Below are 12,824 nucleotides of genomic sequence, written 5' to 3'. Positions count from 1 at the left end.
CCCCACCCGAAACCCCGGCTCCGTGCGCCGCCGGGGCGGGCCGCCGCGCCCGTCCGGGTACCGGGTGTGCGCCCCCGCGCGGCCTGCGCACCGCCTGCCGCTGGGGGGAACGGCCCTGCGGGGCTGTCCCCTACCCGCCCTTCCACCGTTCCCGCCTCGATCGCCGGCGCGGCTCCCCAAGAGGGACAGGGGCGCCACCCCGAGCCCGTGCGGGGCTCCGCGCCGAGCCCGTGCGGGGTTCCGCGCCGGCGGGCGGTGGGGCTCCGCCTCGGGCGCGTGCGGGGCTCCGCGCCGGCGGGCGGTACAGCTGGGGGGTGTCCTCGGCCGCGGCGCCGACCGGCAGGGGGAAGGAGCAGACCCCGGCCTCCTGCTCGGCCGGCAGGTCCCGGTGCCGCCGGCCCCGGGCGGGCACGGACGCGGCGAAGCAGGCCCGGCTCTCCAGCTCGAAGGCGAGGAGCGCGGGGCGTGATCGGCACGGAGCAGCCCGTACGGGTTCACCGTCACCGGCGGGGACGCGGCCCGCCGGCCGCCCGGGGCCGGCCTGCCTCCGCCGCGCCGGCGAGCCTTCCGGTCCGTGACCCCCACCCGGCCCCCGTCCTGCGGGCAGGGCATGATCGAGGCGGCGTCCCGGAGGGGCCGGGCGGCCGGGTGGGGAAGGGGTGGCGGCCGTGGGGTGGTGGCGCATCGACACCGACGCGCTCGCCCGCAGCCGCTTCCTGGTGTCCCCCCTCGCCGAGACCACCGCCGCCCTCATGGCCCTGGAGCGCCGCACCCACGCCCACCCCGCCGAGCGGGCCTGGCTCGCGGACCGGCTCCCGCACTACCGGGCCCACCTCGCCGCCGAGCCCCTCACCGCCGCCCTGGTGCGCGCCGCACTCGGCCGGCTGTGGATCGCCGGGTTCCTGACGCCGACGCCCCACCAGGACGGCCGCGCCTTCGCCGAGGAGGTGGCCGCCGTACGGGCCGCCCCGGACGCGGTGGTCCGTACCGACCTGCGCGCCGCCACCGGCCGGCTCCCCGAGGCCCTCGACCGGGCGCGCGGCCTCGGCCCGAGGACGGCCGGACTGCTGGAGTGGGTCTGGGAGGAAGCCGTACGCCCCGACTGGGAGCGGCGCCGCCGGGTCGCGGAGGCGGACATCCTGGTCCGCACGCGCCAGCTCGGCCAGGGCGGCTGGGCGGCCGCCCTGACGGGGATACGGCCCGGCATGGCCTGGCTCGGCGAGGGGCGGCTGCGCGTCAACCTCCAGCAGCGCCGGCCGCGTGAACTGACGGCGGCGGCCGGGCTGGTCTTCGTACCGGTGACGCACGCGCACGGCTGGGTCTCCTGGACCGGTACGCACCGGCACGCGCTCGTGTATCCCTGCGCGGGCCAGCTCACCCAGCAGGGGTCCGGGCCGGCCGCCCCGCAGGCGCTCGTGCGGCTGCTGGGGCCGGTGCGGGCGCGGGTGCTGGTGCTGCTGGAGAGCCCGAAGTCCACCACCCAGCTGGTGGCGCTGACGGGGTTCAGCCTGGGCGCGGTGGCCGGACAGCTGAAGGTGCTGCTCGCCGCGGGCCTGATCCTGCGGCGGCGCACGGGCCGTACCGTGCTCTACAGCCGGGTCGCGGCCGGGGACGTCCTGGTGTCGGCGGCGGGGACGCCTGAGTAGGGTGGGGCCGCGACCGCCCGAGGAGGCTGCTGTGACCGGCTGGAACGCCACCCGCATCCCGGACCAGAGCGGCCGGACCGCCGTCGTCACCGGCGCCAACAGCGGCATCGGCTACGTCACCGCCCGCGAACTCGCCCGGCACGGCGCGAGCGTCGTCCTGGCCTGCCGCAGCGCCGCGCGCGGCCGGGACGCCGTGAGCCGGCTGCGGCGCGAAGTCGCCTCGTGCGACGTCCGGTTCCTCGCACTGGACCTCGCCGACCTGTCCTCCGTACGGCAGTTCGCGCGGGACTTCGTCCGGCACCGCCCTGCGCTCGACCTGCTGGTCAACAACGCCGGGGTGATGGCGCTGCCCTACGGCCGTACCGCCGACGGGTTCGAGACCCAGTTCGGCGTCAACCACCTCGGCCACTTCGCCCTCACCGGACTGCTGCTGCCGAGGCTGCTCGCGGCGGCCCCCGGGGCCCGGATCGTCAACGTGTCCAGCGTCTTGCACGCGCTGGGCCGCCCCGGCCCCTCCTTCGAGGGGACCGAGCGGGACTACCGCCGCTGGACCGCCTACGGCCGCTCCAAGTCGGCCAACCTCCTCTTCACCCACGCACTGGCCCGCCGCTTCACCGCCGCCGGTTCGGCGATCACCGCCGCCGCCGCGCACCCCGGCTACGCCTCCACCAACCTGCACGCGGGCGCCTCCCGCCCGGAGGGCCGCAGCCTCGCGGCGCGCGTCATGGCGCTGGGCAACGGCGTGCTCGCGCAACCCGCCGCGGCGGGCGCCCTGCCCACGCTCTACGCGGCCACCGCGCCGGGGGTCCGGCAGGACGAGTTCTTCGGGCCGAGGCTCGGCTGGCGGGGCGCGCCGGTACGCTCCTGGCGGGCCCGGTGGACCCTGGACGACGCGGCCGGGGAGCGGCTGTGGTCCACCTCGGAGAAGCTCACGGGCGTCACGTTCCCGCCCTTGGCGCCCTGAGGCGGCGGCCGGAGGGATCGTACCCCCCAGGGGTATCGCGCCTGCCTGTCCCGGCCGTCGGCCCCGGCGACGCGCGCCGCTGACCCTGCTGTGCAGGAGGGCCGGCGTGCGGCTGTAGGCCTGATGGCGCCGACGCAACCCTTGAAGCCATCCTCGGATGTACCCCTCGACCCCAACCCAAGGATTGCTAGCTTGGGTTCATGTCGAGCAATCAGAAGCCCCGCCTCATCCCGACCGGCAAGTGCTGGTGCGGCTGCGGGAAGGACGTCGGCCTGGGCAAGTTCTTCGCCGCCGGCCACGACAAGATCGCCGAAGCGGCGCTCATGGCCCTCAAGTACGACGGGTCCGTCGCCCAACTGCTCCACGCTCACGGCTTCGGCTCGCACCATTCCGTCCGCCACGCCGCCGTCACCGATCCGGACTGCTCGTGGGAGAAGTGCGTCGACTGCAACTACAGCGGCGCCCCGGCCAGCATCGCCGGCCACCGCAAGAAGGATCACCCCGACCGGCATGCCCTCGCCCAGGCGATTCGCGCCCTTGGTGGCACCTGGGATCCGCAGCGTGCCATCAAGGCTCTGGGCGACCACGGTCACACGTGGGAAGACCAACGGGCAGCGGAGAAGCGGGTCCGGCAGATCTTGCGCGACCTGTGCGCGGACGGGCTCCTCGTCAGAACTGATCCTCAACGAGCTGTCTACGACCTCGTTCAGGGGTAGAGCCGGGGACGGTTCAGCCCTCGGAGACGAGAGTGCAGGCGTCGGCCCCCGCCCGTCCGTCTTCGGCGCGGTCCTCGGTGTCCGGGGCGAGGTAGCGGGTGGACTCGTCACCGAGGACGTCGACGAGCCGGTGCAGCAGGGCAGCCCGGCGGTGCTCACGACGGTCTTCTTTCGGCGGCTGGTGTGCGGGCTGTGCTGCAACGACGGCGTGGACGAGATGGGGCGCCCGACCGCGCTGACAACGGTCAGGCGGTCGTCGAACGACATCCGGGTCCCGTCCCTGGGCTCAAGCAGTTGGTCATCGCGCTCCCGCGCAGGCCGGCGGGGCGGCGCGGGCCCGCTTCTTCGACCATGCGGGCCGCTCCGCCGACAGAGACGGCTTGGCGCATGAGCCCCCGGCCGCCCGGCCGTTTCGCGCGCCCCCGGTCATTCCGGCCGCCCCCTGCCGTCCCGCGCGCCCCCGGGCGCCCCGGGCGCACCGTGCGCGCCCCCGGCACGCCCCGTCGCGCACCCGTCCGCCCCGGACGGGACCTGACCCGCGCCGCCTCCGCGGCCGGACACTCGTCCCATGGACGACACTCCGGACAACCACTCAGAATCCCCCGGGGACCACGCCGTGGTCCTCGGGGCAGGCCTGGCCGGGCTGCTGACGGCCCGGGTCCTGGCGGACCGGTTCGCCCGCGTCACCGTCGTCGAACGGGACGAACTGTCGCCGCACGGCCCGGAGTTCCGCCCCGGCCTGCCGCAGTCCCGGCACGCGCACGTGCTGTGGTCGCGCGGTATCGAGCTGATGGAGCGGCTGCTCCCCGGTACCACCGCCGAGCTGACGGCCGCCGGAGCCGCCCTGCTGGAGTCCCCGCGCGACTTCCTGTGGCTGAGCCCCGCCGACTGGTTCCGGCGCGTGCCCGGAGCGGGGATGCTGATCGGCAGCCGGGAACTGCTCGACTGGACGCTGCGCCGCGCCGTCCTGCGCGACGGCCGCATCCGGATACTGGGGGGCCGCCTCGCGACCGGGCTCGTCGGCGGGACGGACCGCCGCTCGGTGGCCGGCGTGACCCTGCGCGACGGCGGCCGCCTCGCCGCGGCGCTCGTGGTCGACGCCACCGGCCGCACCTCCAAGGCCCCCGCCTGGCTGGCCGCCCTCGGCTACCCCGCCCCGGCCGTCACCCGCTACGACTCCCACCTCGGGTACTCCAGCCGCCCGTACGCCGTCCCCAAGGCCGCCCCGGACGGGAGCCCGGAGCGCCGCTGGCACGGGATGTACGTACAGGGCCGCCCCGACAGCCCCCGCGGGGGAGTGCTGGTGCCGCTGGAAGGGGACCGCTGGCTGGTCACCCTGATCGGCAACGGCGAGCACGCCCCGCCCACCACGGACCCGGAGTTCCTCGCGTTCACCCGCACCCTGCGCAGCCCCGCCCTCCACGACGCCATCCGCGACGCCGAGCCACTGGCCCCGCCCACCGGTTTCCGGGCGACCGCCAACGAGTGGCGCCACTACGAGCGCATGGACCGCTGGCCCGAGGGCTTCCTCGTCATGGGTGACGCGGCGTGCCGCTTCAACCCGGTCTACGGGCACGGGATGACCGTCGCCGCCCTCACCGCCCAGGCCCTGGACGAGGCCCTCGCCGGCCTCACCGCCGCGCAGATCCCGGCCCAGGCGCGACGCGTCCAGCGGCAGACCGTCACCGCGGCCTCCGTCGCCTGGCAGATCGCCACCAGCGAGGACCTGCGCTACCCGGGCACCGAGGGCCCGCCGTCCGACCGGGCGACCCGCGTCCTCCAGGCGTACATGTCCCGCGTCATGGCGGGCGCCAATGCCGACCCGGAGATCTCCGCCGCGTTCTTCGGCGTCCTGTCCCTCTCCGCCCCGCCGAACACCCTCCTCGCCCCGGGCACGATGCTCCGCGTCCTGTCGAAGTGGCGCCTGCCGACCGCACCCCGGACCACCGCCGACTACCCGCCCCACCACACGTCGTAGGAGGGCGATGAAGATCATCGCCGCTTGACCTCAAGCGCGGTCGAGGTCCTACGGTCTCCCCATGGCCCGCACCGAGGTGCGGGACCCGCACCGCTGGATGTGGAGGGGACACGACATGACGACCCAGCAGATCTCCGACGCCGAACTCGCCGGACAGCCGGCGGCCTACTGGACGGGTGTCGCCTACGAGGCCCTCATCGCGTTCACCCGGGCCCGGCAGGCCGAAAAGGGCTACACCCAGCCCCAGTTCTGGCTGCTGCGCAACCTCTCGGTGAACGACATCTCCCCCGACGGCGCGGGCATGACCCTGCCCGAGCTGCGCGCGGCCATGGCCCTCTACCTCCGCGCCGAGGACGACCTGGCGGCCGAGGCCGAAGTGCTGCTGGAGCGCGGGTGGCTGCGCCGCGACACCGAGGACCGGCTGTGGCTCACCGAGGAGGGGGAACAGGCCCGCGTCGACCTCGCCCGCAACGCCCCCGCCATCCGCGCCGCCCTCCACGAGGGCATCGACGACGCGGACTACGTCACCACCCTGAAGGTCCTCCAGCGCCTGATCCACAACGCGGGCGGCCCGTCCGCCTGACGCCCGCCGCCTGACGGCCGGCGGGCCAGGGGCGGCCTAGCCGCCGATGGCACGCTCGTACAGATTGCGGATGTCCTCCCCGAAGGAACTGCTGTACGACGTCACCTCGTCCCCGCCTCCGTCGCGGCCGCCGATCACCCCGATCAGGGTGTTCGCTGCGGTCAGGACGGGGCCGCCGCTGGTTCCGTTGGGCACGTCCGCGCAGTCCAGCCGCAGCTGCGTGGGCCCGGCGGCTACGGCTTTGTTGGCGCACCCGAGCGGCTGCTCGGCGTCGTTCGGGTAGCCCACCAGCCGGGCCGGGGCGGGCAGCTGCTGGCCGAAGCGGATGGCCTGCGCGCCCGTGACGTCCTCCAGCCGCTGCCCCGGATGCCCGGGCCGGCGTACCCGGAGGAACGCCACGTCGTAGTCCGGGTCCGAGGACCGCACCCACCGCGGGTCGACCTCGATCCGCGTCGGCACCCACACCCCGAACGGCGCCTTCCCCTCCGCGTACCCGGGCACGAAGGCCAGGTTGGTGCGGAACCCGCCCGCGTACACGCAGTGCGCGGCGGTGACGACGAGGTCACCGTCGGGGGAGTGCACGACGCTGCCCGAGCAGTGGTGCTCGTCGTCCCAGTCCGTACCGGGGGAGAACAGCGCCCCGATCGCCGGCTCTGGCTCGACGGTCCGCGCCTGGAGCGGCTCGGAGACCCGCCACGGCACCTCGGCCCGCGGGACCCGCTCCCCGCCCCCTTCGGCCAGTTTCTCCAGCACCCCTCCGGCGGCCTCGTCGGCCAGCCGGGCGTCCTGCGCGTAACTTCCGCGGGCGGCGTCCCCGTCGGCGACGGTGCCGAACCGCCCCACGCCGAAGGCCACCCCGGCGGCCACGAGCGCACAGCAGACACCGGCCAGCACGCAGACCCGTACGGCCCTGCCCGTCATACCCGCGCTCCCTGAAGGTCTTCGCCCCGCCGTCCTCCGGCCAACGGACGCCCGGCCCCCCTGGTTCCCCTCCGGTGTGTGTCCGCCCTCACAGGCCCCCGGCGACTGGTACCCCCTGCCCGCGGTGCTCGCCGCGGTCCTCCCCCGCGGCTGACCCGCCCGGCCGCCCGGGTGGGTCAGCCGCGGCGTTCGCGTCAGGGGGAGGGGGTCAGCTGGATGGTGGTGCTGGTGCCCGTGGGGGACTCCTTGGTGACTTCGATGCGGGTGCCCGTGTCGGGGACCTTGACGCCGAGTTGGGGGAGGTCCGGGGTCCAGTAGGTGTGGTGGCGGTCGTCGAAGATCCGGACGCCCGGCCGGGAGGGGACGGTCAGCGGGATGCCCGCCCTGTGGAGGGTGATGCGGTCCGTCGGGCGGGTCGAGAAGGGGGCGTCGAAGGTCTGCGCGCGGGCGTTGAGGAGGGTCCCGTCCGGGAAGCGCAGGGGGGCCGGGCGGGCGTCGACCGGGAGGAGGAGACCGTTGCCCGGATGGGCCTTGGTGGTGTTGTCGCTGTACGCGGTGTCCCAGAGCCAGATCAGCACACCCTGCTGGTACGGGTAGAACTCGACCTTGTCGCCCGTGAAGCCGAAGTTGTACGGGCCCGACTTCAGGAAGGTGCCGTAGCCCGTGTGGTGGCGGTTCTCCACGAAGTAGGCGCGGGGGTGGTCGGTGGTTCCGGTGTGGCCCTCCGTGCGGGACCACTTGAGCGGGGTCCAGCCGCTGTCGCCCTGCTCCGCGCCGTCCTGGAGGAGGGTGCGGCCGTCCGCCGCCGTGATGCGGATGTCGTCCAGGGTCGCGCCCCGGCCGTGGGTGTTGCCGTCCGACGTGGCACGGACGCGCAGGTGGACGTTCCGGCCCGTGAGGGCGGCCAGCGGGACGGAGAGGTCCGTCCAGGCGGTCGCGGTGCCCGAGATGCCCTTCGCGGGGATGGGGGCGCCGCCCACCGTGCCGGGGAGCGCGGTCCAGGTCGTGCCGCCGTCCGTGGAGGCCTCCACGGTCAGGAAGTCGAAGTCCTGTTCCAGGTCGTACCAGAGGCGGGCCGTGAGGGTGGCCGCGCCCGTGGTGAGGTCCAGCGGACGGGTCAGGGTGTTGTCCATGAAGTCACCCGTGCCGCTCCACCACTGACGGGTGCCCTCGTAGGGGTCCGTGAGGTCCGTGCGGGTGGTGGAGGGCGGGAGGTGGACCAGGAGCGCCTGGGGGTCTTCGGTGTTGTAGCCCGAGACGCCGAGCGTGGCCCGGGTCCTGCGGCCCGCGTCGGCCTCCGTGTAGTCGAGCCAGCCCAGCTGGAGCTTGCTCCACGGGTCCAGGTCGCCGGGGAACCGGCCGGTGCTGTTGGGGCCCTTGCCCAGGTAGGAGGCCGCGGACATCAGCGACCAGAAGTTGACGCCGTTGTCCCCGTCCGAGCTGTAGAGGTCGGGAAGTCCGAGGTCGTGGCCGAACTCGTGGGAGAAGAGGCCCGCCCCGCTGTTCTCCCCGCCCGTCAGGTAGTCGCCGGCCCAGATCCCGGTGTCGCCGACCGGCGTGCCGCCGGCCTTGTTGCCCTCCGGGCCCGCGCTGCCGGCCTGGTTCCAGTACGCGAACCAGCGGTGCGCCCAGATCGCGTCCTTGCCCTGGGCGCCGCCGCCCCAGGTCTGGTCCTTGCCGGCGTGGACGACGATCAGGTGGTCGAGGTAGCCGTCCGGCTCGTCGAAGTCGCCGTCGTGGTCGGCGTCGTAGCGGTCCCACACGTCGTACTGGGCGAGTTCGGACCTGATGTCCTCGGGCGTACGGCCCTTCGCGCGCTCGGCGTCGTACCAGGCGGTCGTGGAGTCGCGGACCAGGTCCCAGTTGGTGCGGCACTGGCCGGGCTCGGTGCAGTCGTCGGTGCCGTAACGGGCCTCGTTGTACGGGAGTCTGACCCAGTCCGTGACCGTACCGTCGACGTCGTAGCGGCCCGAGGACTGGAGGTTGTAGTAGGCGCGCATCGACGCCGAGCCGGGCTGCGGGGAGAAGAACTGCTGCCGGTAGGAGTCCCGGTCGAAGTCCTTGCGCCAGAGGGTGTGGTTGTCGTCCTGGGCGGGCTTGCCGATGGTGTTGTGCAGGGGGCCGGGCGTGCCGCCGAAGCGGGGATCGGTCTGGTCGCCGAACTCGGCGAGGATGACGAAGACCTTGTCCTTGCGCTGCTGGGCGAGTTCGACGTACTGGTCGCCGATCTTCGCCGTGCGGGGGAGAGGGGCGGTCCTGCGGGCGGCGGCGGAGGCGTCGGATCCGCCGGCCGCGATGCCCTCCAGGGCCTGGCGGCGCAGGGCCTGACGCTGGAGTTCGAGCGGGGCGAGGGGCGGCGGGGCCGCCTGCTCGCCGCCGTTCTCGGTGCGGGGTGCGGGCGGGGGCGCCGTGGCCGCCAGGGCGGGGACGGGCAGGAGGGCGAGGGCGGCGAGGGATATCGCGGCTCCCGCCGAGGCGAGTCTGCGCAACGGACGGGACCTTTCGGGGAGTTGGGTGAGGGGCGTGGGCCCGGAGCGCAGGTAATATTTCACATGTCACAGGTGATGGATAGGGGTTCCGATGGCGCCGAGGGCGCCGATGGCCGACCCGGACGCGGAAGTCGCCCGTCCCGCCGTTTCCCCCAGGGGGCGCCGTCGTTGTGCCCCTGAGGGCTCCCGGTGCGCCGGCGGGCCCCCGCCCCGTCCACCGAACGAGCAGGGGGAGACGAGCGCATGCCCCTCGAACCGCCGTACCCCGCCCTGCCCTTCGACGCGCCGTGGGAGCACCCCGGCATCGGCTCCGGCGCCCCCGACGGGCCGTCCGGGCCCTGGCACCTGCCGTGGGACCGGCTCACCCCCGCCGAAGCGGCCCGGGCGCGGGAGCAACTGGACGGGCGCGCTTACGAGTTCGAGGCCTCCGGCGCGATCGGCGACCCGGTGCGGCGGATCTTCTCCGGGGCCCGGCTGCGCGCCGACGCCGAGCAGACCGCCCGCCTGCTGGCCCCGTACGCCCCCGAGGCGATCGTCAGCTTCGCCCCGCCCCGGCACGCCTACGGGGCCTCGGCCACCATGCTGCTGCCGGCCGTGACCGGACTGCCGGTGTGGTTCTGGCCCGCCACCGACTACCCGCCCTCGCCCAGCCCGGCCCCGGCCGTCCCGGCCCTACCCGTCCCGCCGCCGGCCGTCCCGGCCCGGCGGATCGCCGTCGTCGCCATCCCCTCCACCTTCCGGGTGCTGGCCCGCTACCCCCGCTGGACCGCCTCCTTCGAGCAGCTCACCTTCCTCCACAGCTCCGCCGAACTGCCGCCCGAGGCGCGCCGGTTCGCTTTCGACCCCCGGGTCGTCCTGATCGAGCTGCTCGGCTCCACCGAGACCGGCTCCGTCGCGCACCGCACCGGCTGGGACCCGGCCGGCGCCTGGACGCTGCTCGACGACGTCGCCTTCGCCGCGCCGCGCACCGGTGAGGAGGGCCCGCTCACCGTCACCGGTCCGCGCCTGTCCGCCCTCCCCGACGGCAGCCGGCCCGACCGGCACGAGATGGACGACCTCGTCCGGCGGCTCGGTGACCGGCTGTTCCTGCGCCTCGGCCGCCGCGCCCAGCTGGTGCGGATCAACGGGATCCGGCACGACCTGGGCGCCATCGCCGCCCGGCTGCGCGCCGCGCTGCCCGGGGCGGACGTGGCCTGCGTACGCGTCACCGATCCCCGGCACGCGGAGGCGTACGACGTGCTCGTCGCCGGCGGCGGCCCCCTGACGGCGGACGGCGTACGTGCCGCCGCGCGCGGCCTCGGCGCCGAACCCCGCGCGGTGCGCCTGGTGGACCGCATCCCGCGCGGTCCCCTCGGCAAACCCCTGCCCGCCCAGTTCGACCCGCCCGCGTGAACGAGAGGACGTACGCCGTGAACAGGCAGCCCGACGGAGTCAAGACCGTCCCCCTCACCCCCGAGGTGTACGCCTACCTGGTCGACCAGGCCGAGCCGCAGAGCGAGGTCCAGCGGCGGCTGGTCGAGCGCACCCGCGCCCTCGGCGGCCGGGCCGTGATGCAGGTCCCGCACGAGCAGGGCGTCCTCCTCACCCTCCTCGCGAAACTCACTGGAGCCCGCCGGATCGTCGAGGTCGGCACCTTCACCGGCTACTCGACCCTCGCGCTGGCCGCCGGACTGGCTCCCGGCGGACGGGTCCTCACCTGCGACGTCTCACCGGAATGGACCGCGATCGCGCAGGAGGCCTGGAAGGAGGCCGGGCTCGCCGACCGCATCGAGCTGAAGCTCGCCCCCGCCCTGGACACCCTCCGCGCCCTGCCGCCCGAACCGGTCGTCGACCTGGTCTTCCTGGACGCCGACAAGGGCGGCTACCGGGCCTACTGGGACGAGCTGGTGCCGCGCGTCCGGCCCGGCGGGCTGCTGCTCGCCGACAACGCCCTCTTCGGCGGTGACGCGGCGGACCCGGCGGCCGAGGGCAACGGCCGGGCCGTGCGCGAGTTCAACGCCCACGTCCGCGCCGACGCCCGGGTGGAATCCGTCCTCCTCCCGGTGGCGGACGGCCTGCTCTTCGCGCGCAAGCTCTGACCCGCCGGGCCGCCTAGGCCGTCTCTTCCGGATCTTGCTCCCCCAGCTACCGCTGGGAGGTGCCCCCAGACCCGCGCCGCCCGGCACCGCACCTCGCTGCGTTGTCGAGGCACCCGAGGACGTCCAGTAATCGGGAGCCTCTCCGCCTTGCGATGCACGGCACCGGACGACGCGGGCTTAACCGGCAAGATCCGGAAGAGACGGCCTAGCGGAACCGCCCCGCAAGCGGGCTACTCGTCGTCCGACACACCGAGGTCGCGCCGCATGGCGGTTCGCATGGTGCGCAGCAGCTCCCAGACCTCGTACTGGGCGCTGGCCGCCGTCTCCATCGTCTCTCCGGTTGCCGGGGCGCCGCGTTCCAGGCGCTTGACCTGGCCGTAGACCTGGTTCAGGGCACGGTTGACGGCACTTGCCGCCACGAGCACCCGGTCGGGCGCGACCATCTGCGCCTGGGAGTAGCGGTCACGATGCGCGTTCTTCGCATCGTCGAGCGCGTCCCGGTCGGCGTCCTCCACGCCGCGTTCCCGCATGACGTGCAGGTGGCGGTTGAGCGCAGTGGTGAACTGCCGTGCGTCGCGGTTGAGGTCCGCGTAGCAGCCGCGTCGGAGCGCACGGCTTTCGCGGATCTCGTCCTGCGCGCGCACGAGCTCTATCTCCCGGCGCTTCGCCCGTTCGGATCCCCGTTGGGTCAGCAGGGCGCCCCCGAGGGTCCCTGCGACGCCCGCCACTGCGATGACCACCGAGTTGAGATCCACCCACGCGCTCCGAGAAGTCCTTCGGTCGCGTGCCCGCTGCACACGACCCAGGTCGCCCAGTGTGCCGCTGCGTGGCGGAGCGGAGCGTGGTGCCCTGACGGATGGCCGGCCGGGGTGGTTGGCCGGCGGGGGGACTGGGCGTTTGGGGGGTGCTCTTCCGGTGGTGGCGCTATCGTGCCGGGCGGGAGAGCGACGAGGGGGCGGTGCGGTCATGCGGTTCGTGTTCGTGCACGGTACGGGGGTACGGCGGGAGCGGCACGACGCGCTGTTCGGGCTGGTCCGGGAGCGGCTCGCGGACCGTTTCCCCGGGGCGGAGGTCGACTCCTGCTTCTGGGGCGAGCGGTTCGGTGCGGAGCCGGGTGCCGGCAGCCGGTCCTTACCGGGGGCGGGCGGCGGTGCCGACGGGGGTGAGGAGGCGGCCGAGTGGGGGCTGCTGCTGGCCGACCCGCTGTGCGAGCTGCGCGTCCTGGCGGAAGCCGGCTGGGGACCGGGGGAGGGGGAGGCCGGCGGGGGCGACCCGTTCGCCATGCCCGGCGTACGCCCCGCCGGTGAGCGGGTGCTGGAGCTGCTGCACCGGCTCGCCGAAGCCCCCGAAGACGGGCAGGGCCCCGACGAACTGGGCGCCCTGCTGCGCGGCACCGGCCTCGCCGCCGGGTACCGCCCCGCGCTGGAGGCCGCCGCCCGTTCCGCCGAG

10 protein-coding genes and 1 pseudogene are annotated in these 12,824 nt (G+C 74.8%); 8 read left to right on the top strand and 3 right to left on the bottom strand.

Annotated elements, in window-relative coordinates; all coding sequences use genetic code 11:
- Window positions 1-659: 659 nt before the first annotated feature.
- The 5 genes from AB0D45_RS24530 (at window position 660) to AB0D45_RS24510 (ending at window position 5,887) form a co-directional block, all read left to right on the top strand.
- A complete protein-coding gene (locus AB0D45_RS24530; protein WP_362462640.1) occupies window positions 660-1,646 on the top strand; it encodes a transcriptional regulator in 987 nt (328 codons plus the stop codon).
- 31 nt (window positions 1,647-1,677) lie between these two features.
- Window positions 1,678-2,610, top strand: coding sequence for an oxidoreductase (locus tag AB0D45_RS24525; RefSeq protein ID WP_362462638.1), 933 nt, complete (start codon window positions 1,678-1,680; stop codon window positions 2,608-2,610).
- A 200-nt stretch (window positions 2,611-2,810) separates the two neighbouring features.
- Window positions 2,811-3,326 carry a hypothetical protein gene (locus AB0D45_RS24520; protein WP_362462636.1) on the top strand — a complete coding sequence of 172 codons (516 nt, stop codon included), beginning with the start codon at window positions 2,811-2,813 and terminating at the stop codon, window positions 3,324-3,326.
- Window positions 3,327-3,894: 568 nt separating this feature from the next.
- A complete protein-coding gene (locus tag AB0D45_RS24515; protein ID WP_362462633.1) occupies window positions 3,895-5,304 on the top strand; it encodes a hypothetical protein in 1,410 nt (469 codons plus the stop codon).
- Between the two features lie 115 nt (window positions 5,305-5,419).
- A complete protein-coding gene (locus tag AB0D45_RS24510) occupies window positions 5,420-5,887 on the top strand; it encodes a MarR family winged helix-turn-helix transcriptional regulator (RefSeq protein WP_362462688.1) in 468 nt (155 codons plus the stop codon).
- Between the two features lie 36 nt (window positions 5,888-5,923).
- Here the strand turns inward: AB0D45_RS24510 and AB0D45_RS24505 are convergent, their stop codons facing one another.
- On the bottom strand, window positions 5,924-6,808 hold the full coding sequence (locus tag AB0D45_RS24505; RefSeq protein WP_362462631.1) for a trypsin-like peptidase domain-containing protein: 885 nt from the start codon (window positions 6,806-6,808) through the stop codon (window positions 5,924-5,926).
- 194 nt (window positions 6,809-7,002) lie between these two features.
- A complete protein-coding gene (locus tag AB0D45_RS24500) occupies window positions 7,003-9,297 on the bottom strand; it encodes an immune inhibitor A domain-containing protein (protein ID WP_362462628.1) in 2,295 nt (764 codons plus the stop codon).
- Window positions 9,298-9,540: 243 nt separating this feature from the next.
- On the opposite strand from AB0D45_RS24500, the gene AB0D45_RS24495 reads away from it, so the two are divergent.
- Window positions 9,541-10,689 carry a hypothetical protein gene (locus tag AB0D45_RS24495; RefSeq protein ID WP_362462625.1) on the top strand — a complete coding sequence of 383 codons (1,149 nt, stop codon included), beginning with the start codon at window positions 9,541-9,543 and terminating at the stop codon, window positions 10,687-10,689.
- A gap of 17 nt (window positions 10,690-10,706) precedes the next feature.
- A complete protein-coding gene (locus AB0D45_RS24490; RefSeq protein WP_362462623.1) occupies window positions 10,707-11,375 on the top strand; it encodes an O-methyltransferase in 669 nt (222 codons plus the stop codon).
- A gap of 230 nt (window positions 11,376-11,605) precedes the next feature.
- Here AB0D45_RS24490 and AB0D45_RS24485 read toward each other — a convergent pair whose 3' ends face one another.
- The gene (locus AB0D45_RS24485; protein ID WP_362462620.1) at window positions 11,606-12,115 is read right to left on the bottom strand and encodes a hypothetical protein; all 510 of its coding nucleotides are present in this window, start codon (window positions 12,113-12,115) and stop codon (window positions 11,606-11,608) included.
- A 226-nt stretch (window positions 12,116-12,341) separates the two neighbouring features.
- Between AB0D45_RS24485 and AB0D45_RS24480 the strand changes: the two are divergent.
- Window positions 12,342-12,824 (top strand): annotated as a pseudogene (locus tag AB0D45_RS24480) (hypothetical protein); the annotation flags it as partial.

The organism is Streptomyces sp. NPDC048352 (assembly GCF_040651895.1).
In the GTDB taxonomy this organism is placed as follows: Bacteria; Actinomycetota; Actinomycetes; order Streptomycetales; family Streptomycetaceae; genus Streptomyces.
This window is presented reverse-complemented; position numbering and strand designations above follow the sequence as displayed.

Excerpts from the sequence above, each read along its gene's own strand:
- AB0D45_RS24520 (WP_362462636.1), top strand. The coding sequence starts at position 2,811 with ATGTCGAGCAATCAGAAGCCCCGCCTCATCCCGACCGGCAAGTGCTGG.
- AB0D45_RS24515 (WP_362462633.1), top strand. The coding sequence starts at position 3,895 with ATGGACGACACTCCGGACAACCACTCAGAATCCCCCGGGGACCACGCC.
- AB0D45_RS24510 (WP_362462688.1), top strand. The coding sequence starts at position 5,420 with ATGACGACCCAGCAGATCTCCGACGCCGAACTCGCCGGACAGCCGGCG.
- AB0D45_RS24505 (WP_362462631.1), bottom strand. The coding sequence starts at position 6,808 with ATGACGGGCAGGGCCGTACGGGTCTGCGTGCTGGCCGGTGTCTGCTGT.
- AB0D45_RS24495 (WP_362462625.1), top strand. The coding sequence starts at position 9,541 with ATGCCCCTCGAACCGCCGTACCCCGCCCTGCCCTTCGACGCGCCGTGG.